Source organism: Pseudomonas sp. P7758 (assembly GCF_013386485.1).
Classification (GTDB): domain Bacteria; phylum Pseudomonadota; class Gammaproteobacteria; order Pseudomonadales; family Pseudomonadaceae; genus Aquipseudomonas.
The window spans coordinates 25,870-45,082 of record NZ_JACARS010000010.1; the positions used below are offsets into that span (position 1 = coordinate 25,870).

At 60.1% G+C, this 19,213-nt stretch carries 19 protein-coding genes and 4 tRNA genes; 4 read left to right on the forward strand and 19 right to left on the reverse strand.

From position 1 onward, the window contains the following. Positions 1–176 precede the first annotated feature (176 nt). From HX873_RS02010 to rluD, 7 genes are all read right to left on the reverse strand, one after another. A tRNA-Pro gene (locus tag HX873_RS02010) sits at positions 177–253 on the reverse strand. A 94-nt stretch (positions 254–347) separates the two neighbouring features. Continuing rightward, positions 348–423 (reverse strand) — tRNA-Lys (locus HX873_RS02015). A 5-nt stretch (positions 424–428) separates the two neighbouring features. Continuing rightward, positions 429–505 (reverse strand) — tRNA-Pro (locus tag HX873_RS02020). 10 nt (positions 506–515) lie between these two features. Further along, a tRNA-Asn gene (locus HX873_RS02025) sits at positions 516–591 on the reverse strand. A 300-nt stretch (positions 592–891) separates the two neighbouring features. Then, entirely contained in the window at positions 892–3,456 is a 2,565-nt protein-coding gene (gene clpB, locus HX873_RS02030; RefSeq protein ID WP_003215904.1) for an ATP-dependent chaperone ClpB, read from the reverse strand. 151 nt (positions 3,457–3,607) lie between these two features. Beyond that, a complete protein-coding gene (gene pgeF, locus HX873_RS02035) occupies positions 3,608–4,333 on the reverse strand; it encodes a peptidoglycan editing factor PgeF (protein ID WP_177122295.1) in 726 nt (241 codons plus the stop codon). After that, positions 4,330–5,292, reverse strand: coding sequence for a 23S rRNA pseudouridine(1911/1915/1917) synthase RluD (gene rluD / locus HX873_RS02040; protein WP_003215899.1), 963 nt, complete (start codon positions 5,290–5,292; stop codon positions 4,330–4,332). The genes pgeF and rluD overlap by 4 nt, the downstream gene beginning before the upstream one ends. 149 nt (positions 5,293–5,441) lie before the next feature. Here rluD and HX873_RS02045 point away from each other — a divergent pair, with 149 nt between their 5' ends. Together HX873_RS02045 and HX873_RS02050 are read left to right on the forward strand one after the other, a co-directional pair. Next, positions 5,442–6,467, forward strand: a complete 1,026-nt coding sequence (locus HX873_RS02045; protein WP_102369923.1) for an outer membrane protein assembly factor BamD — start codon at positions 5,442–5,444, stop codon at positions 6,465–6,467. Between the two features lie 126 nt (positions 6,468–6,593). Then, the gene (locus tag HX873_RS02050) at positions 6,594–6,827 is read left to right on the forward strand and encodes a PP0621 family protein (RefSeq protein WP_003215896.1); all 234 of its coding nucleotides are present in this window, start codon (positions 6,594–6,596) and stop codon (positions 6,825–6,827) included. Here the strand turns inward: HX873_RS02050 and thiO are convergent. From thiO to pilV, 5 genes are all read right to left on the reverse strand, one after another. Further along, a complete protein-coding gene (gene thiO / locus HX873_RS02055; protein WP_003215894.1) occupies positions 6,814–7,923 on the reverse strand; it encodes a glycine oxidase ThiO in 1,110 nt (369 codons plus the stop codon). The two genes, HX873_RS02050 and thiO, sit on opposite strands and share 14 nt — an antisense overlap. A gap of 62 nt (positions 7,924–7,985) precedes the next feature. Continuing rightward, positions 7,986–8,387 carry a type IV pilin protein gene (locus tag HX873_RS02060; protein WP_003215892.1) on the reverse strand — a complete coding sequence of 134 codons (402 nt, stop codon included), beginning with the start codon at positions 8,385–8,387 and terminating at the stop codon, positions 7,986–7,988. A 12-nt stretch (positions 8,388–8,399) separates the two neighbouring features. After that, a complete protein-coding gene (locus HX873_RS02065) occupies positions 8,400–8,927 on the reverse strand; it encodes a PilX N-terminal domain-containing pilus assembly protein (protein WP_102369924.1) in 528 nt (175 codons plus the stop codon). A gap of 7 nt (positions 8,928–8,934) precedes the next feature. Beyond that, positions 8,935–9,642: a PilW family protein gene (locus HX873_RS02070; protein ID WP_177021855.1), complete on the reverse strand. Its 708-nt coding sequence runs from the start codon at positions 9,640–9,642 to the stop codon at positions 8,935–8,937. Next, positions 9,639–10,115: a type IV pilus modification protein PilV gene (gene pilV, locus HX873_RS02075; RefSeq protein ID WP_102369926.1), complete on the reverse strand. Its 477-nt coding sequence runs from the start codon at positions 10,113–10,115 to the stop codon at positions 9,639–9,641. Before pilV ends, HX873_RS02070 begins: the two co-directional genes overlap by 4 nt. A gap of 218 nt (positions 10,116–10,333) precedes the next feature. On the opposite strand from pilV, the gene HX873_RS02080 reads away from it, so the two are divergent. Next, positions 10,334–10,915: a GspH/FimT family pseudopilin gene (locus HX873_RS02080; RefSeq protein WP_102605973.1), complete on the forward strand. Its 582-nt coding sequence runs from the start codon at positions 10,334–10,336 to the stop codon at positions 10,913–10,915. Here HX873_RS02080 and ispH read toward each other — a convergent pair. From ispH to murJ, 6 genes are all read right to left on the reverse strand, one after another. Continuing rightward, positions 10,869–11,816 (reverse strand): 4-hydroxy-3-methylbut-2-enyl diphosphate reductase, encoded by a 948-nt coding sequence (ispH, locus tag HX873_RS02085; RefSeq protein ID WP_003215881.1) that lies wholly within the window; start codon positions 11,814–11,816, stop codon positions 10,869–10,871. The two genes, HX873_RS02080 and ispH, sit on opposite strands and share 47 nt — an antisense overlap. 116 nt (positions 11,817–11,932) lie before the next feature. Continuing rightward, positions 11,933–12,370: an FKBP-type peptidyl-prolyl cis-trans isomerase gene (fkpB, locus tag HX873_RS02090; RefSeq protein WP_003215879.1), complete on the reverse strand. Its 438-nt coding sequence runs from the start codon at positions 12,368–12,370 to the stop codon at positions 11,933–11,935. A 7-nt stretch (positions 12,371–12,377) separates the two neighbouring features. After that, a complete protein-coding gene (lspA, locus tag HX873_RS02095) occupies positions 12,378–12,887 on the reverse strand; it encodes a signal peptidase II (RefSeq protein WP_003215877.1) in 510 nt (169 codons plus the stop codon). Beyond that, positions 12,880–15,711, reverse strand: a complete 2,832-nt coding sequence (ileS, locus tag HX873_RS02100) for an isoleucine--tRNA ligase (RefSeq protein WP_087695246.1) — start codon at positions 15,709–15,711, stop codon at positions 12,880–12,882. Before ileS ends, lspA begins: the two co-directional genes overlap by 8 nt. Positions 15,712–15,724: 13 nt before the next feature. Beyond that, positions 15,725–16,663 (reverse strand): bifunctional riboflavin kinase/FAD synthetase, encoded by a 939-nt coding sequence (gene ribF / locus HX873_RS02105; protein ID WP_177122296.1) that lies wholly within the window; start codon positions 16,661–16,663, stop codon positions 15,725–15,727. Positions 16,664–16,781: 118 nt separating this feature from the next. Further along, on the reverse strand, positions 16,782–18,320 hold the full coding sequence (gene murJ, locus HX873_RS02110; protein WP_008432837.1) for a murein biosynthesis integral membrane protein MurJ: 1,539 nt from the start codon (positions 18,318–18,320) through the stop codon (positions 16,782–16,784). A 254-nt stretch (positions 18,321–18,574) separates the two neighbouring features. Between murJ and rpsT the strand changes: the two genes are divergently transcribed. Next, positions 18,575–18,853 carry a 30S ribosomal protein S20 gene (gene rpsT / locus HX873_RS02115; protein ID WP_003215870.1) on the forward strand — a complete coding sequence of 93 codons (279 nt, stop codon included), beginning with the start codon at positions 18,575–18,577 and terminating at the stop codon, positions 18,851–18,853. A gap of 84 nt (positions 18,854–18,937) precedes the next feature. Here rpsT and HX873_RS02120 read toward each other — a convergent pair. Then, positions 18,938–19,213 (reverse strand): CreA family protein (locus HX873_RS02120; RefSeq protein WP_173909388.1); only part of this gene is annotated, 276 nt, incomplete at its 5' end.

A 19,213-nucleotide genomic window follows, 5' to 3' on the forward strand; every position in this document is an offset into this window, starting at 1 on the left:
AGGACTCGGTGAGTGTGGGAGCGGGCTTGCTCGCGAAAGCGGTGGTTCAGTGCCAGATGCACTGACTGACACACCTCCTTCGCGAGCAAGCCCGCTCCCACATTTGTTTTGTGGTGCGGACAGGATTCCGCGCACAAAAAAAATCCCCGTATCTTTCGATACGAGGATTTTTAATATGGTCGGGGTAAGGGGATTCGAACTCCTGACATCCTGCTCCCAAAGCAGGCGCGCTACCGGACTGCGCTATACCCCGGTAAAAAAAAGGCGACCTCTCAGTCGCCTTCTTCGATCAGCGCTTTTGGCCTCTGATCTTAAGATTCGATTCCAGCGTTAACTGGTCTCAAAAATGGTGGGTCGTGTGGGATTCGAACCTACGACCAATTGGTTAAAAGCCAACTGCTCTACCAACTGAGCTAACGACCCAAATATGGTCGGGGTAAGGGGATTCGAACTCCTGACATCCTGCTCCCAAAGCAGGCGCGCTACCGGACTGCGCTATACCCCGGTTTTGAAATTGGCTCCGTGACCAGGACTCGAACCTGGGACCCAATGATTAACAGTCATTTGCTCTACCGACTGAGCTATCACGGAACTACATATTTCAAAGTGTTACGTTGTTGCATGTTACCTTCTCTTCGACGCTTCCGTATCGCTACGTTAGTGTCTCTGAGGCGCGCTATTCTACAATCTTAAAAACCCCTGTCAACCCTTTAAATTGCTTTTAAGACAATGATTTGCGCTTCTTTCTGATTTCTCCTTGGGGAGAAGAAACCGTTGGGCTGACGTTGCTGCGGGGCGCACTTTACAAGCCTTTGCCTTACAGTTCAACGCCCTATCGAAAAAAAAGGCCCCGCAATGCGGGGCCTCTTCTTATAGCAGTACCGCTTGGGCTTAGTGGAAGACGATTTCGTCGTTCTCCACCGTCGCCTCGACGCTGGTGCCCGGCATAAAGCTGCCCGACAGGATCAGCTGCGCCAACGGGTTCTCGATCCAGCGCTGGATCGCACGTTTCAACGGCCGTGCGCCATAAACCGGGTCGTAACCAACCGCGATCAGCTTGTCCAACGCCTCGCGGCTCAGCACCAGGGACAACTCGCGCTCCGCCAGACGGCTGCGCAGGCGGCCCAACTGGATCTCGGTAATGCCCGCGATCTGATCCCGCGCCAGAGGCTCGAAGATCACCACTTCATCGACCCGGTTGATGAACTCCGGCCGGAAGTGGCTGGTCAGCGCGTCCATTACCGCTGCACGCTGGGCTTCACGGTCACCCACCAGCTCCTGAATCTGTACCGAGCCCAGGTTGGAGGTCATCACGATCACCGTATTGCGGAAGTCCACGGTACGCCCGTGACTGTCCGTCAGGCGGCCATCTTCCAGCACTTGCAGCAACACGTTGAACACATCCGGGTGGGCCTTCTCGACCTCGTCCAGGAGGATCACCGAGTAAGGCTTGCGCCGTACCGCTTCGGTCAGGTAACCGCCTTCCTCGTACCCTACATAGCCTGGTGGCGCCCCGATCAGGCGAGCCACGGAATGTTTCTCCATGAACTCGGACATATCGATCCGCACCATCGCCTCTTCGGTATCAAAGAGGAATTCGGCCAGGGCCTTGCACAGCTCGGTCTTGCCCACGCCGGTCGGGCCGAGGAACATGAACGAGCCGCTCGGACGGTTCGGATCGGACAACCCGGCCCGCGAACGCCGCACCGCGTTGGACACCGCGACCACCGCCTCTTCCTGGCCGATGACGCGCTGGTGCAACAGGCTTTCCATCTTCAGCAGCTTGTCGCGCTCGCCTTCGAGCATTTTCGACACCGGGATACCGGTCCACTTCGAGACGACTTCGGCGATTTCTTCCTCGGTCACCTTACTGCGCAGCAGCTGGTTCTCGGGCTTGCCGTGCTGGTCGACCATCTGCAGGCTACGCTCCAGGTCCGGGATCACCCCGTACTGCAACTCGGCCATACGGTTCAGGTCGCCTTTACGGCGGGCTGCTTCCAGTTCCTGACGGGACTGCTCGATCTTTTGCTGGATCTGCGCAGAACCCTGCACTTCGGCTTTTTCCGAGGTCCAGATTTCTTCGAGGTCCGAATACTCACGCTCGAGGCGAACAATTTCTTCCTGGAGTTTTTCCAGGCGTTTCTTCGCCGGCTCGTCTTCTTCTTTCTTCAGGGCCTGGGATTCAACTTTCAGCTGAATCAGGCGCCGATCCAGACGGTCCAGCACTTCGGGCTTCGAATCGATTTCCATCCGAATGCGGCTGGCCGCTTCGTCGATCAAGTCGATGGCCTTGTCCGGCAACTGCCGATCAGTGATGTAGCGATGGCTCAGTTTCGCCGCCGCGATGATCGCACCGTCGGTGATCGCGACTTTATGGTGGACCTCATACCGCTCTTTCAAGCCACGCAGGATCGCGATGGTGTCTTCTTCGCTCGGTTCTTCCACCAATACTTTCTGGAAGCGACGCTCAAGGGCCGCGTCCTTCTCGATGTACTGACGGTATTCGTTCAACGTGGTCGCACCCACGCAATGCAACTCGCCCCGCGCCAGTGCCGGCTTGAGCATGTTGCCCGCGTCCATCGAGCCTTCGCCTTTACCGGCGCCGACCATCGTGTGCAGTTCGTCGATAAACAGAATGATCTGCCCTTCCTGCTTCGACAGTTCGTTCAGCAGGGATTTGAGGCGCTCTTCGAACTCGCCACGGAACTTGGCGCCGGCAATCAGCGACCCCATGTCCAGGGACAGCAGGCGCTTGCCTTTAAGGCCGTCCGGCACTTCACCATTGATGATGCGCTGGGCCAGGCCTTCGGCAATCGCGGTTTTACCCACGCCAGGTTCACCGATCAGCACCGGGTTGTTCTTGGTGCGACGCTGCAGGACCTGGATGGTGCGACGAATTTCGTCGTCACGACCGATCACCGGGTCAAGCTTGCCTTCTTCGGCGCGCTTGGTCAGGTCGACGGTGTATTTGTCCAGGGCCTGGCGGGACTCCTCGTGGTTAGGGTCATTTACCGCCTCGCCGCCGCGCAGGTTGTTGATGGCGTTTTCCAGGGCTTTTTTGCTCACGCCCTGGCCCAGCAACAATTTGCCAAGTTTGCTGTTGTCGTCCATCGCGGCGAGCAGCACCACTTCACTGGAGATGAACTGGTCACCCTTTTGCTGCGCCAGTCGATCCGCCTGGTTAAGCAGACGCGCCAGATCCTGGGACATGTTCACGTCGCCAGTCGGGTTTTGGATTTTCGGCAGTTGGTCGAGCTCTTTGCTCAACTCCTTGCGCAGGCTGTTGACGTCGAAGCCCACCTGCATCAGCAAGGGTTTGATGGAACCGCCTTGCTGCTCCAGGAGCGCTTGCATCAAGTGCGCAGGCTCGATGGCCGGATGATCCAGGCCAACCGCCAGAGATTGGGCATCGGATAAAGCCAACTGCAATTTGCTGGTTAAACGATCAATACGCATTAGTCACCTTCCTTTTGAGCAGGCCGGAGCTATGAACAAACACATCCTGAATGAAGAAACCTGCCAGATACCCTTATAGATGGGGTGGATTCTGGAAGATTCAAGCGGGCGACCGCTGACTTGCGTCAGGATTGACCCAAGTCAAAGGAGTCTAGTGTTCAAGCCAGACAAGGGAGGCAAACCGACCGGTGCGCGGGCTGCGACGGTAGGAGTAGAAGCGGGGATCCGTCACGGTGCACAAGCCGCCACCGTACACGGCAGTGACGCCGCGGGCGGCAAGCCGCAGGCGGGCCAGCTGATAAATGTCGGCCATGAACTTGCCCGGGTTCTGACTGGGCACGAACCCCTCAATCGTTTCCGGAAGTTGCTGCATAAAGGCTTCACGCACTTCCGGGCCGACTTCAAAGGCTTGCGGACCGATGGCCGGCCCCAGCCACACCAGTACGTCGGCAGGCTCGGTATCCAGGCTTTCAACGGTCGCTTCCAATACGCCAGCGGCCAGGCCACGCCAGCCGGCATGGGCTGCCGCGACGCGGGTACCGGCGCGATTGCAAAACAAGGCAGGCAGGCAATCAGCCGTCATCGAAGTGCAGGCGATGCCCGGAGTGCTGGTCCAACTGCCATCGGATTCGGCAGTCCGACCGGGGTCCGCCTCGACGACAACCACACCGTGAACCTGGCGCAACCAGGCGGGCTGGATATTGAAGGCAGCGCAGAGACGACGGCGATTTTCGAGCACGGCTTCGAGGCTGTCCTCGACATGATCGCCGAGATTTAGGCTGTCGAACGGCGCCACGCTGACGCCGCCCGCACGGGTGGTAACGCAGGCTTTCACCCCGGCCGGCGCGGGCCAGTCAGGAATCAGCCAGTCACTCATCCGATAAACGCCTCGCGATCCTGCTTGAGCAGCGACAACAACCAGACAAAATCGTCTGGGAGTGGCGATTCCCAGCTCATCCGCTTACCGCTCGTCGGATGATCCAGCTCCAGGAAGCGTGCATGCAGCGCCTGGCGCGGGAAGGTTTTCAGCGAATCAACCATGGTTGCACTGGCCGCCGGCGGAATGCGGAAGCGCCCACCGTAGGCCGGATCTCCGACCAACGGGAAGTTGATGTGCGCCATGTGCACCCGAATCTGGTGGGTACGACCGGTTTCCAGCTTTACCCGCACGTGAGTGTGGGAGCGGAAACGCTCAAGCACGCGGTAGTGGCTGACGGCTTGCTTGCCGCCTTCCATCACCGCCATGCGCTGGCGCTGCTGGCCGTGGCGGCCGATCGGGGCATTGATTTTGCCACCGGCGGTTACCACGCCGATCACGATGCATTCGTAGATCCGGCTGACGCTGCGGCTCTGCAGTTGTGTGACCAGCTGCGTCTGCGCCTGAATGGTCTTGGCTACCACCATGAGGCCGGTGGTGTCCTTGTCCAGGCGGTGCACGATGCCGCAGCGCGGGACATTGATGATGTCCGGCACGTGGTGCAACAAGGCATTGAGCAGCGTGCCATCAGCGTGCCCGGCGGCCGGGTGAACCACCAGGCCGGCAGGTTTGTTGATCACCAGGATGTCGTCGTCTTCGTAGACGATGTCCAGTTCAATGTCCTGGGCGATCCATTCTCCCTGGGCTTCCTGCTCGGCAGTCAGCTCAAGAATCGCACCACCATGGACTATGTCTCGCGGGCGGATAACCGCTCCATCCACAGTCAGGCGGCCGTCTTTGATCCAGGCGGAAAGGCGCGAGCGCGAGTGCTCAGCGAATAATTGTGCGGCGACTTGATCGAGGCGTTGGCCGCCCAATTCGGACGGCACCTCTGCGCGAAGTTCAATTTTATCGGACATGCTCAGACTAGGCGTGGCACAGCCTTTGGTTTCGGCTGCGCGCTTGTGGTTAAATACGGCGTCTTTTGCCCCGAGGCTTTCCAAGGGGCGCTCATCATAACAGGACGGCCCCGCCCAAGACAGCGGCCGTCATAGGGACGCAAGCCGCCATGCAAGTGAAACACCTGCTGCTGATCGCCATCCTCGCCATGACTGCTGCTTGCTCGTCAACAAAGGAAGTCGTCGACGAAAACCTGAGCGAGGTCGAGCTGTACCAACAAGCTCAGACCGACCTGAACAACCACAGCTACACCAGCGCCACGGCAAAACTGAAGGCACTGGAGTCGCGGTATCCGTTCGGGCGTTACGCCGACCAGGCCCAGCTCGAGCTGATTTACGCCAACTACAAGAACGCCGAGCCGGAAGCTGCCAAGTCCGCCGCCGAGCGTTTTATCCGCCTGCACCCGCAGCATCCGAACGTGGACTACGCCTACTACCTCAAGGGCCTGACCTCGTTTGACCAGGACGTTGGCCTGCTGGCGCGCTTCCTGCCGCTGGACATGACCAAGCGTGACCCGGGCGCTGCCCGCGACTCCTACAACGAGTTCGCCCAGTTGACCAGCCGCTACCCGAACAGCCGCTACGCGCCGGACGCCAAGCAGCGCATGATCTATCTGCGCAACCTGCTGGCTTCCTACGAGATCCACGTAGCCGACTACTACCTGACCCGCCAGGCGTATGTCGCTGCCGCCAACCGTGGCCGTTACGTAGTGGAAAACTTCCAGGAAACCCCATCGGTGGGTGACGGCCTGGCCGTGATGACCGAGGCTTACCAGCGCCTGCACCTGGACGCCCTGGCGGCCACCAGCCTGGAAACCCTGAAGCTCAACTACCCGGACCACCCAAGCCTGAAGGACGGCCAGTTCGTACCGCAGGTTGCCGAAGCCGACAACCGCTCGTGGTTGAGCAAGTACACCCTGGGCCTGATCGAGTCCCGTCCACCGCTGCCGCCGGGCGAAACCCGCGCCAACCAGGACATCATCAAGCAATACCAGGACGCCAAGGATTCGATTCCATCGGACCTCAAGCCGCGTGACGAAAACGGCGACATCATCGAAGAGCAAGGGCCTCAAGCCCTGGGCAATAACGAAGATCGCTCGTGGTTCAGCTACATGACTTTCGGTATCTTTGACTGATTGTTCGCCGCGATGCAAAAAGGGAGCTCTTCGGAGCTCCCTTTTTTATTGCGCTGCATAATTGCGCTGTGCGCCCATCACGTCCTTGGCTAAACTGCGGGATTCCTTGTCGAGAAGCTGCCTACCATGGTTCGTCTACTGTTCTGGATCGCCGTTATTGCTGCCGCGGTATGGTTTTGGCGCAAATTCAAAAGTCCGGCCGCCAAACAGCAGCGGCCCAGCGAACAGGGCCCGATCCAGATGGTTCGTTGCGCCCACTGTGGCCTTCACCTGCCACAGGATCGAGCCTTGAGCCTGCGCCAGGAATGGTATTGCACCCAGGCGCATCTGGAGCAAGGGCCGAAACCTATCCAGCGTTGATTCGGCCTGCCGGCGCATACGGGGCCGGATCAATGATCGGCTCATGTCCCAGCAACAAATCGGCAAACAGTTGGCAGGACGCCGGCGCCAGCACCAGGCCGTTGCGGTAATGCCCGCAGTTGAGCCACAGCCCGTCGAAACCTGGCACCTTGCCAATATACGGAATGCCCTCCGGCGAGCCGGGCCGCAAACCGGCCCAATGCCCCACCACTTCGGCATCGGCCAGGGCCGGAATCAACTCGACGGCAGAGGCTTTCAGGCTTTCCAGTGCAGAGTCGGTGGGCGTCTTGTCGAATCCCTCGTGCTCCAGCGTGCTACCAATCAGAATGTGCCCATCCCGCCGGGGAATCGCATAACGCCCCTTGGCCAGGACCATGCACGACAAGAAGTCCGACGCACACTTGTACAAGATCATCTGCCCCTTGACCGGCTCCACGGGCAACTCAAGCCCCAGGCGGCCCAGCAACTCACCGCTCCAGGCGCCGGCGGCCAGCACTACCTGATCGCCATGGATCGGCCCGAGCGCCGTATTCACCCCAACAACCTTGCCGCCCTGCTGAATAAACCCATCAACCGCACACTGCTCGTGAATCGTCACGCCCGGCAGGGCCAACAAGGCCGCCTTGAGGGATTTGACCAACCGCGGATTACGCACATTGGCCACATCCGCCATATAGATCGCCTGGGAAAACCCGGCACCCAGCACCGGCACAGCGTCATGGGCAGCTGAAACATCCACCTTGCTCAGCGGGCGCCCTTCGCGGGCTGCCCAGGCAAGCGCCTCGGTTTCATCATCCAGGTCCAGCCAATACAGGCCGGTGGTGTGAACTTCCGGGTCAATGCCAGTAGCCGCGAACAGACGCTCTGCCAGTTGCGGGTAAAAATCCTGGGACCAGTGCGCCAGGGCCGTCACGGCCGGGCTGTAGCGCCACGGGTAGAGCGGGGAGACAATGCCGCCGCCGGCCCAGGAAGACTCCTGACCGACCGCCGAACGATCCAGCAACACAACCGCTTGCCCTTGGGTCGCCAGGTTGAACGCCGTCAACAACCCGATTACCCCACCACCCACAACCACTACTTGCTGTTGCTTAGCCATTGTTCGATCCAGCCGATAAAAAGAAAAAGGCACGCCCGGCGCCCAATCGTCCAGCTTCCTCATCATTGCCCCCAGCACGCCTTGCGCGTCATATCAGGCGCGGCTCCCGGATTGCTTCGCGCACCGGTACTGCTCAGGCTGAAGGCGGCACAGGGATCGCCCGCCATCACCGAGTCAATTGCCGGCGTGGCAAGCAGAACGAAATCCTGAGGGTTCAATGCAGGGGTGATTCTATAGCGATCATTGCCGGCGATGACGCCAGTCGCATCAATAAAAGTGCCGTTCCTCGCGTAATAACGCTCAAGGTACTGTGCCTGCTCACTCAGCAACCCGGCAATTTCCGCGCGATAGACCTTTTTCATATGGCTGAGATACCCGGGATAGGCGACGCCCGCCAGGAGTCCGACGATCGCCACGGCGATCAGTAATTCGATCAGGGTGAAGCCTGTGCAATCCTTGCCCATCGTGCTGCTCACCTATTGAAGTTGTCGCCACATGATTCGTCGAAAACGCTCGCCGGGCCCGCTGCCCACACGGGCATACACAGACTCCAGGACGGAGCGTGAGTGCCCACTGACGCCCACTGATGTCACGCGATAGACGGTGGCCTGGGCCTCTGCCGGGAGTTGAGCCAAACCCGTTCCCGGCCCCAGGTTTTGAATACCGTAGACGCCATCTTTCATCCCTATCCAGGTCACAGTCGATACGGGATTCGTCCCCGGCCCCACTACCGAAACCGATTCGGCAGGTGGCGCGCACGCAGCCATCGAGTGGCAAGGGCGCAGGGCGAAACCTGACGCCTGCACCAAAGACTCGCCAAGCCTGAGGCCGCTTTCGGCCTGCTGAAACGACTGGTTGCGCTGCCGAAGGCTGCCGGTAATTTTTTCTTGCGAGATTGCTCCCTGCATCGAAGACAATCCGAGGAGTGCCAACAGCAGCAGGAATACCAGGCTGATCAGCAAAACCATGCCTGCCTGCCTCGAACGGGAGAGGTAATAACCCATGGGCACGCTACTCCAGGCGATTACGTAGTGCCGCGACCACGCTGTAGGCCTGGTCTTTCACCAACCCATTTGGATCCTGAAGTGTCAGCAGAATCCGCACGCTGCGGATGAGCGACTCATCGCCGGGGTTGGGGTCATATCGGCTGACAACCGTTGAGCCAGGCTTGTCGGCCACGCCGAAACTGATATCGAATGCCCCCACGTTATCCACCAGCACCGCTTTGCTCGGGGCCGCCAGCGTGCTGAACTTCAGCTGCCCGCCCTCAAAGGTGTAGGTCAGCTTGCGCAGTGGGAAGTGGATTTGCCCGGGCGTCGCTGCCGGCGGGCTTCCAACATAGGCGTGGGCAGAGCCGGTGCAATCGGAAAGCACCGTCCAGTCCGGCTTGCTGCCACCCTCCCCGACGTCGGCGGTCACCAGCGTCAGGGACCGGGAACTGCCGGTGGTACTCCATCCAATGGGACGATCAAAACCTGCGGGAGCGTTGCTGATTGATGCAGCGGACAAGCAGCCAAACATGCCCGCCTGGCGTATTTCCTGAATCAGCTTGCCAAGGGCGAACCGTGCATCATCCTGCAACAGCGAAGCCGCACTCTGGCTGGCATAAGTGGTTCGGGAGCTGAGTGCAATCTGGGTCACCCCCAGGATCAACATCAGGCCGAGGGCCAATGCCAGCAGCATCTCTACCAAGCTGAAACCGCACACTGGACCTCTCATGGCAACACCCTCGGGTCGACTGCAATCCGGCTGGTCAGGGTGAATGTTTCCCGGGTGCCTTGAGCCTTCGCTCCACGGGAGTCGTCCCAACTGATGCTGATGGTCACTTCTCGCTGATTGACCGCAACCGACCCCTTGGCGCTTTCCCCGGCGAACCCGGCGATATTCGCTTCAAAGTCGTGCAGGTCCAGATCACGCACACTCGCGACCGAGGTGCTGGAGGGCGCGCGTTCACCCTGGCCCCAGGAGTAATCAGCACCCGAATTGGCGCGGATCCGGTCGAGCATGTCGTAGGCAATGAAACTGGCCTGACTGGTCATCCTGGAACTGTCGGTATATTTCAATGCATTGAGCTGAATGACTGCCGCCCCTAGCAGGCCGACAGCGAGGATCAGCACAGATACCAGGACCTCGATCAGCGTCATTCCGGCCTGGGTCGGTTGCGGGTGGGGCGTTACGGGAAAAGCGTTCATTACCATCGCCATCCATGTCGAAGGTCATCAGAAAGCAGCGCAAACCTGCTGTGCGACGCAAGACTAGCGCCGGTATTGCCTGGGCGCTGCCCCCCGGAACAAAGCGAAATACTTTGGACAGAATGGCCACCATTCGACCCGCCGGACTGGGCGCTATAACTATGTCTGCCATCCGGCACCGACTGAAAAAGCACACCGCGTCCACGGAGGGACGGCCCATGAAACAACGTGGTTTCTCGCTGATTGAGCTGGTTCTGGGCCTGTTCCTGAGCGGCATCCTGGCCAATCTGGCAGTGCCAAGTCTCAAGGGGCTGCTTGAATCGCAACGTCGCCAGAGCGCCGCCGAATCCCTTGCCGGCGGACTGCGTTATGCCCGTACAGAAGCCATCGCACGCAATCGCACGGTGGTTATCCATGCATTGGACGATGACTGGAGCCGGGGTTGGAGGGTGATACTGGACCTGAACGGTCGCGGCCATCTGGACGACAAAAACCCGGTGCTGCTGGAGCGCCAGGACAGTGGGCAGATACCGATTGTGGGGAATACGCCGGTGAGAACCCAGATACGCTTCAGCAGCCTGGGTGAACCGCTGCTGTCAGCAGGGGCATTCAGCGCCGGCACCGTCCACGTGTGTGCGACGGACCAGCAACTGAGCCTGTATCAAATAGTGCTGGCCGCCAGCGGGCGTATCAGCCTGCGCAGTAACAAGACCGAGCAGGCTTTGTGCCGGGGCTATGCCGGCACTCTGGGCCTCAGAGCAGCGAACGAACCCGCAGCTCCTTGGGCATGGAGAAAGTGATGTTCTCTTCACGGCCAGCCAGTTCATCAGCGCCCGTGGCGCCCCAGGCCTGCAGTTGCTGAATAACGCCACGCACCAGGACTTCCGGGGCCGAGGCTCCGGCAGTGATGCCAATGCGTTCGACACCGTCGAACCAGCTGCGCTGCATGTCTTCGGCACCATCGATCAGGTAGGCCGGGGTGGCCATGCGCTCGGCCAGTTCGCGCAGGCGGTTGGAGTTGGAGCTGTTGGGGCTCCCCACCACCAGCACAACATCGCATTCGTCGGCCAATTGCTTGACCGCATCCTGGCGGTTCTGGGTGGCGTAGCAGATGTCATCCTTGCGTGGACCGCCGATGGCCGGGAAGCGCGAGCGCAAGGCATCGATGACGCGGCTGGTGTCGTCCATGGACAAGGTGGTCTGGGTAACGAAAGCCAGCTTTTCAGGGTTGTGCACCTGCAATGCAGCGACGTCTTTTTCGTCTTCCACCAGGTAGATCGCCCCACCATTGCTGCCATCGTACTGGCCCATGGTGCCTTCGACTTCCGGGTGACCGGCGTGGCCGATCAGGATGCATTCACGACCATCACGGCTGTAGCGCGCGACCTCGATGTGCACCTTGGTCACCAGCGGGCAGGTGGCGTCGAACACTTTCAGGCCACGGCCTGCTGCTTCGGTGCGTACCGCCTGGGAAACGCCGTGAGCGCTGAAGATGACGATAACGTCGTCCGGCACCTGGTCCAGTTCTTCAACGAAGATGGCCCCGCGGCTGCGCAGGTCTTCGACCACAAACTTGTTGTGGACGACTTCATGGCGCACGTAAATCGGCGGCCCGAAAACTTCCAGGGCGCGGTTGACGATTTCAATCGCCCGGTCCACGCCGGCGCAGAAGCCACGGGGGTTGGCGAGTTTGATTTGCATGCTGTGCCTCGTGTCTTGCCCTGTAGGATCGAGCTTGTGTGGCGAGGGCGCTTGCTCCCGCTGGGCTGCGAAGCAGCCCCAACAAACTCGCCCCTGCAGTAGGCCGATTTCGTTAGTTACAGCGCTTTAACGTCGATGATTTCAACATCAAAGGTCAAGGTTTTCCCGGCCAACGGGTGGTTGAAGTCGATGGTCACTTGCGCGTCATCAAAGGCTTTCACCACACCCGGCAGCTCGGTATTCGCCGCATCGTTGAAGATCACCAGCAAGCCTTCCGACAGCTCCATGTCCTGGAACTGCGAACGCGGGATGATCTGCACGTTTTGCGGGTTGGGCTGGCCAAAGGCGTTTTCCGGCAGGATCTGCAGGTTGCGCTTGTCGCCGGCCTTGAAACCGAACAGTGCCGCTTCAAAACCCGGCAGCAGGTTGCCGTCGCCGACCTTGAAGGTCGCCGGGGCCTTGTCGAACGTGCTGTCGACCGTGTCGCCATTCTCCAGGCGCAATGCGAAATGCAAGGTGACTTCCGTGTTCTGGCCAATGCGTTGCTCAGCCAATACCTGTTCAGTCATGAACGGTCTCTCCGGTTTTCTTGCTTTTGAACATATCCAACGCCAGCATGATTGCACCGACGGTGATGGCGCTGTCGGCAAAGTTGAACGCCGGGAAGTACCAGCGGTTCTGCCAATGCACCAGAATAAAGTCGATCACATGGCCCAGGGCAATGCGGTCGTAGAGGTTGCCCAATGCGCCACCCAGCACCAGCGCCAACGCAACGGCCAGCCAGGTGTCGTTACGCCCCAGGCGCTTGAGCCAGACTACCAGCACGGCACTGACCACCACGGCGATCAGGGCAAACAGCCAGCGCTGCCAGCCGGAGCTGTCAGCCAGGAAGCTGAACGCAGCGCCGGTGTTGTAGGCCAGGGTCCAGCTGAAGTAGTCGGGAATCACCACGATCTGCTGGTACATCTCCAGGGCGCCTTCGAAGTGAGCCTTGCTGAGCTGGTCAATGACCAGCACCAGCACGCTCAACACGAGCAAGCCCAGGCGTCCAAAACGACTGGCTTCAGGCATAGTGACGAACCTCGCCAGCGCCAGAGATGTTGTCGACGCAACGACCGCAGATTTCCGGATGCTCGGGGTTCACGCCGACATCTTCACGGCAGTGCCAGCAACGGGCGCACTTGGCGAAGGAGGACTTGACCACCTTGAGCTTGAGACCCGGGACTTCGGTCGCAACGGCATCTGCAGGCGCCTGGGCAAACGGCGCCAGGCTGGCGGTCGAGGTGATCAGGACGAAGCGCAGTTCGTTGCTCAGCTTGGCCAGGTCAGCGGTCAGGCCTTCCTCGGCAAACAGCGTGACCTCGGCCTGCAGGTTGCCGCCAACGGCCTTCGCCGCGCGCTGCACTTCCAGCTCCTTGTTCACGGCAACCTTGACGGCCATTACGCCTTCCCAGTACTCGCGGCCCAGCTCGAAGTCGGCCGGCAATTCGGTCAGGCCTTCGTACCAGGTGTTGAGCATCACGGACTCGTTCCGCTCGCCCGGCAGGTATTCCCACAGTTCGTCGGCGGTGAATGCCAGGATCGGGGCGATCCAGCGCACCAGCGCTTCAGAGATGTGGTACAGCGCGGTCTGCGCCGAACGGCGGGCCTTGCTGTTGGCGCCGGTGGTGTACTGGCGGTCCTTGATGATGTCGAGGTAGAAACCACCCAGCTCCTGCACGCAGAAGTTGTGGATCTTCGAGTAGACGTTCCAGAAGCGGTATTCGCCGTAGTGCTCTTGCAGCTCGCGCTGCAGCAACAGGGTACGGTCCACGGCCCAACGGTCCAGGGCGAGCATTTCCTCGGCCGGCAGGATGTCGGTGGCCGGGTTGAAACCGGTCAGGTTCGACAGCATGAAGCGTGCGGTATTACGGATCCGGCGGTAGGCATCGGCGCTGCGCTGCAGGATCTGCTCGGAAACGGCCATCTCGCCCGAGTAATCGGTAGAGGCAACCCACAGGCGCATGATGTCGGCGCCCAGGGTGTCGTTGACCTTTTGCGGCGCGATCACGTTGCCCAGGGACTTGGACATCTTGCGACCGTTCTCGTCGACGGTGAAACCGTGGGTCAGCAGCTCGCGGTACGGGGCATGATCGTCGATCGCGCAACCGGTCAGCAACGAGGAGTGGAACCAGCCACGGTGTTGGTCCGAACCTTCCAGGTACAGGTCGGCACGCGGGCCGGTCTCATGGCCCATCGGGTGCGAGCCGCGCAGTACGTGCCAGTGGGTGGTACCCGAGTCGAACCAGACGTCGAGGGTGTCGCTGATCTTGTCGTACAGCGGCGCTTCGTCGCCCAGCAACTCGGCGGCGTCCAGCTTGAACCAGGCTTCGATGCCCTCTTGTTCAACGCGCTGGGCAACCTCTTCCATCAGCTCGACGGTACGTGGGTGCAACTCGCCGCTTTCCTTGTTCAGGAAGAACGGAATCGGCACGCCCCAGTTGCGCTGGCGGGAGATGCACCAGTCCGGACGGTTGGCGATCATCGAGTGCAGGCGCGCCTGGCCCCAGGCCGGAACGAACTTGGTGTCTTCGATCGCCTTGATCGCACGCTTGCGCAGGGTTTCGCCGCGGGTAGGCTCCTTGTCCATGCCGATAAACCACTGCGCAGTGGCGCGGTAGATCAGCGGGGTCTTGTGACGCCAGCAATGCATGTAGCTGTGGGTGATGGTTTCGGTGTGCAGCAGCGCACCGACTTCCGCCAGCTTGTCGACGATCGCCGGGTTGGCCTTGAAGATGAACTGGCCACCGAAGAATTCCAGGGACGGCACGTACACGCCGTTGCTTTGCACGGGATTGATGATGTCGTCGTTGACCAGGCCGTACTGCTTGCAGATCACGAAGTCGTCAACGCCATAGGCAGGCGAGCAGTGAACCACGCCGGTGCCGGCGCCCAGTTCAACGTACTCGGCCAGGTAGATTGGCGACAGGCGGTCGTAGAACGGGTGACGGAAGTTGATCAGTTCCAGCGCGGACCCGGTAGTGGTCGCGATCACCGAGCCTTGCAGGTTGTAGCGGGCCAGGCACGCCTCCACCAGCTCTTCAGCCAGCACCAGCAGTTTGTCACCGACGTCCACCAGGGCGTAGGTGAATTCCGGGTGCACGTTCAGCGCCTGGTTGGCCGGGATGGTCCACGGGGTGGTGGTCCAGATCACGATGGAGGCTGGCTTGGCCAGGCTCGCCAGACCGAAGGCTTGCGCCAGTTTGGCTTCGTCGGCGATCGGGAAGGCCACGTCGATGGTCGAGGACTTCTTGTCTTCGTACTCGACTTCGGCTTCAGCCAGGGCCGAGCCGCAATCGAAGCACCAGTTCACGGGCTTGAGGCCCTTGAACACGAAACCGCCCTTGACGATTTCGGCCAAGGCACGGATTTCACCGGCCTCGTTCTTGAAGTTCATGGTCTTGTACGGGTTGGCCCAGTCGCCCAACACCCCCAGGCGGATGAATTCGGACTTCTGCCCTTCGATCTGCTCGGTGGCGTAGGCACGGCACAGTTCGCGGGTTTTATCCGCGCCCAGGTTCTTGCCGTAGGTCACTTCGACCTTGTGTTCAATCGGCAGGCCGTGGCAGTCCCAACCCGGGACATAAGGCGCGTCGAAACCCGAAAGGGTTTTCGAGCGGATGATCATGTCCTTGAGAATCTTGTTCAGCGCATGACCGATGTGAATCGTGCCGTTGGCATAAGGAGGGCCGTCGTGCAGGACGAATTTCGGACGATCCTTGCCAATCTCGCGCAACTTTCCGTACAGGCCAATACTGTCCCAGCGCTGCAGGATCTGCGGTTCGCGCTGTGGCAGGCCGGCCTTCATTGGGAAGGCGGTGTCCGGAAGGTTTAGCGTGGCTTTATAGTCGGTCATTTAAGGCTCTTCATTAGCGATGGGCGCTAGGTGCGGCTAGTGCACGGGCGGCGGCGACATCCGCATTGATCGCCGTTTTCAACGCCTCCAGGGAGGCGAAACGCTGCTCTTCACGCAGCTTTTGGTGGAAAGCCACCGTCAAACGCCGGTCATACAAATCACCGGCAAAATCCAAAAGGTGAACTTCCAGGTGGGCTTTGCCATCACCTGCAACCGTGGGCCTGACGCCTATGTTGGCGACTCCGGGCCACGATTGGCCGTCGATGTCGACACTCACCAGGTAAACCCCGGTCAGTGGCACACGCCGGCGCTTGAGCTGCACGTTGGCGGTTGGCGTGCCCAGTTGGCGCGCCAGCTTCTGGCCGTGCAGCACCCGCCCGGCAATCCGGAACGGGCGACCGAGCAAACGCTCGGCCAAGACGAAGTCGGCAGCGGCCAGGGCGTTACGCACCTGGGTACTGCTCACGCGCAGGCCGTCCAGTTCGACGGTTTGCGCGGCTTCGACGGTAAAACCCTGGGTGACGCCGGCCTGCTGCAGGAAATCGAAATCCCCTACCCGGTCGCAACCGAAACGGAAGTCGTCGCCGACCTCCAGATGCTGCACGCCGAGGCCGTCCACCAGGATACGGTCGACGAACTCGGCGGCGCTGAGGCTGCGCAAGCGCTGGTTGAAAGCCAGGCAGAGGACGCGGTCCACACCTTCTTCAGCCAGCAGTTGCAGCTTGTCCCGCAGGCGGGCCAGACGCGCCGGCGCCGTCTGCGGGGTAAAGAATTCTCGCGGCTGTGGTTCAAAAATCACCACGCAGCTGGGCACGCCCAACTCAACCGCACGCTCACGCAGGCGGGCCAGGATAGCCTGGTGGCCACGGTGAACACCGTCAAAGTTGCCAATAGTGGCGACGCAGCCCCGATGCTGGGGGCGCAGGTTGTGGAGACCTCGAACCAGCTGCATAACGCGCTTCTTGCTCATAAAGTGGTCGATTATAACCACACCCGGCCCCGGACGACAGGCAACAGCGCAGGCCATTTGCGCGAATCGATAAAACAACCGTCTTATCGACGAAAAGTCTCTAGCTCAGCGACTTGCGATTGAAATCCCGCAAGCGGAAGCCCATCAGCAGCAACATGCCGAAGTACACCAGCACACCAGCCGCCACCAACGCTCCCAGGCGCATGAAGCGCTCGAGCATATGGCCCTGCTCCCAGGCCGGCATGAAGTGCATCAGGCCCAGCAGTACCGCGGCCATCGTCCCCACTGCCACCACCAACTTGAGCGCAAACGAGCCCCAGCCCGCCTGAGGCTGGAACATTTTCTGTTTACGCAGCTGATAAAACAGCAGCCCGGCGTTGATGCAGGCCCCCACACTGATCGCCAGCGCCAGCCCGGCATGCTTCAGCGGACCGATGAACGCCAGGTTGAGCAGCTGGGTAACCACCAGGGTGAAGATCGCGATCTTTACCGGGGTACGGATGTTTTGTTGAGCATAAAAGCCGGGGGCCAGCACCTTGATCACGATAATGCCCAGCAGGCCGACGGAATAGGCGATCAGCGCACGCTGGGTCATCGAGGCGTCAAACGCAGTGAACTGGCCGTACTGGAACAGCGCGACCGTCAGTGGCTCGGCGAGCAACCCCAGGGCCACGGCACACGGCAGCACCAGCACGAAGCACAGGCGCAGGCCCCAGTCGAGAATCCGCGAATATTCGTGGCGGTCTTTGCTGGCATAGGTGCGCGACAGCGTTGGCAGCAGGATGGTGCCGAGTGCCACGCCGAGCACGCCGGACGGCAATTCCATCAGACGGTCGGCGTAGTACATCCACGACACCGAACCCGAGACCAACAGCGAGGCGAAGGCGGTGTTGATGATCAGGGAAATCTGGCTGACGGAAACCCCGAGGATGGCCGGCAGCATGTTGCGCATCACCCGCCAGACGCCGGTGTCCTTGAGATTCAAACGCGGCAGCACGAGCATGCCGATTTTCTTCAGGTGCGGCAGCTGGTACAGCAGTTGTGCCAGGCCACCAGCCAGGACCGCCCAGCCAAGGGCCATCACAGGCGGATCGAAATACGGCGTCAGGAACAGCGCAAAAATAATCATGCTGACGTTAAGCAGGGTCGGTACGAAGGCCGGCACCGAGAAACGGTTCCAGGTATTGAGGATCGCCCCGGCCAGGGACGACAGGGAAATCAGCAATATATAAGGAAAGGTCACCCGCAACAGATCAGTGGTCAGGGCGAATTTTTCCGGTGTATTGGCAAAACCGGGGGCCGTGGCCCAGATCACCCAGGGCGCGGCGAGCATCCCGGCGATCGTCACCAGCGTCAGCACCAACGTCAGCAAACCCGAAACATAGGCAATGAAGGTGCGGGTCGCCTCCTCGCCTTGCTGGGCCTTGTACTCCGCCAGAATCGGCACGAATGCCTGGGAAAAAGCCCCCTCGGCGAAGATCCGCCGCAGCAGGTTGGGCAGTTTAAAGGCAATGAAGAAGGCATCCGTGGCCATGCTGGCGCCAAAAATACGTGCCAGCAGCGTGTCACGCACAAACCCCAGAACCCGGGAAATCATAGTGATAGAGCTGACAGCGGCCAACGATTTGAGCAGATTCATTGAAAGAGTTTTTGCCTATAGATAAAGAGCAGGCGAACAAACGGCCCACATATGCGATACTCCGCGCCTGCAACAAGCACAGAGCCAAAGCTCGCGAGTTTACAGGTCAAGCGCCGGAAATAAATCACCCGCCTCTTAAGATCGACCACTCAGCAGTTCGCATCACACGCCCTTGACAAGACTTCAACTCATCGGCATGATTCGCGGCCTATTTTGTTTGCTATTTCCTAAAAAGTCTTTCGAGGAGCTCGACGGTGGCCAACACACCTTCCGCCAAAAAACGTGCAAAACAGGCTGAGAAGCGTCGCAGCCACAACGCCAGCCTGCGTTCCATGGTTCGTACCTACATCAAGAATGTAGTTAAAGCCATTGACGCAAAAGACGCTGAAAAAGCTCAAGCTGCTTACGTTCTGGCCGTGCCAGTTATCGACCGTATGGCCGATAAAGGCATCATCCACAAGAACAAAGCTGCTCGCCATAAAGGTCGTCTGAATGGCCACATCAAGGCTCTGAACCTTGCTGCTGCAGCCTAAGCGATAAGCTTGTTAAAAAACCGACCCCAGGGTCGGTTTTTTATTGCCTGCGANNAGAGCCGGCATGCCGGCTCTGCTTCAGATTTATTGCGCTGTGGGCCACGGCAGGATCGGAATCGCCGTCACCGCATTCTGCGGGCTGCCTTCGATCAAGCGGTCGCTGTAGACCAGATACACCAGGGTATTGCGCTTCTTGTCGAGGAAACGCACCACCTGCATGGTCTTGAAGACCAGGGACGTGCGCTCCTTGAACACCTCATCCCCATCCTTCAGCTCGCCCTTGAAGCGAATCGCACCTACCTGGCGACAGGCAATCGACGCCTCGGCGCGATCCTCCGCCAGACCCAACCCACCCTTTAC

What these genes read in the sequence shown, in the direction of transcription:
- HX873_RS02045 (WP_102369923.1), top strand. Translation starts at nt 5,442, where the DNA reads ATGCAAGTGAAACACCTGCTGCTGATCGCCATCCTCGCCATGACTGCT.
- rluD (WP_003215899.1), bottom strand. Translation starts at nt 5,292, where the DNA reads ATGTCCGATAAAATTGAACTTCGCGCAGAGGTGCCGTCCGAATTGGGC.
- pilV (WP_102369926.1), bottom strand. Translation starts at nt 10,115, where the DNA reads ATGAACGCTTTTCCCGTAACGCCCCACCCGCAACCGACCCAGGCCGGA.
- HX873_RS02080 (WP_102605973.1), top strand. Translation starts at nt 10,334, where the DNA reads ATGAAACAACGTGGTTTCTCGCTGATTGAGCTGGTTCTGGGCCTGTTC.
- clpB (WP_003215904.1), bottom strand. Translation starts at nt 3,456, where the DNA reads ATGCGTATTGATCGTTTAACCAGCAAATTGCAGTTGGCTTTATCCGAT.
- HX873_RS02070 (WP_177021855.1), bottom strand. Translation starts at nt 9,642, where the DNA reads ATGAGAGGTCCAGTGTGCGGTTTCAGCTTGGTAGAGATGCTGCTGGCA.
- ispH (WP_003215881.1), bottom strand. Translation starts at nt 11,816, where the DNA reads ATGCAAATCAAACTCGCCAACCCCCGTGGCTTCTGCGCCGGCGTGGAC.
- HX873_RS02065 (WP_102369924.1), bottom strand. Translation starts at nt 8,927, where the DNA reads ATGGGTTATTACCTCTCCCGTTCGAGGCAGGCAGGCATGGTTTTGCTG.
- HX873_RS02060 (WP_003215892.1), bottom strand. Translation starts at nt 8,387, where the DNA reads ATGGGCAAGGATTGCACAGGCTTCACCCTGATCGAATTACTGATCGCC.
- murJ (WP_008432837.1), bottom strand. Translation starts at nt 18,320, where the DNA reads ATGAATCTGCTCAAATCGTTGGCCGCTGTCAGCTCTATCACTATGATT.
- ileS (WP_087695246.1), bottom strand. Translation starts at nt 15,711, where the DNA reads ATGACCGACTATAAAGCCACGCTAAACCTTCCGGACACCGCCTTCCCA.
- thiO (WP_003215894.1), bottom strand. Translation starts at nt 7,923, where the DNA reads ATGGCTAAGCAACAGCAAGTAGTGGTTGTGGGTGGTGGGGTAATCGGG.
- ribF (WP_177122296.1), bottom strand. Translation starts at nt 16,663, where the DNA reads ATGCAGCTGGTTCGAGGTCTCCACAACCTGCGCCCCCAGCATCGGGGC.
- lspA (WP_003215877.1), bottom strand. Translation starts at nt 12,887, where the DNA reads ATGCCTGAAGCCAGTCGTTTTGGACGCCTGGGCTTGCTCGTGTTGAGC.
- HX873_RS02050 (WP_003215896.1), top strand. Translation starts at nt 6,594, where the DNA reads ATGGTTCGTCTACTGTTCTGGATCGCCGTTATTGCTGCCGCGGTATGG.
- pgeF (WP_177122295.1), bottom strand. Translation starts at nt 4,333, where the DNA reads ATGAGTGACTGGCTGATTCCTGACTGGCCCGCGCCGGCCGGGGTGAAA.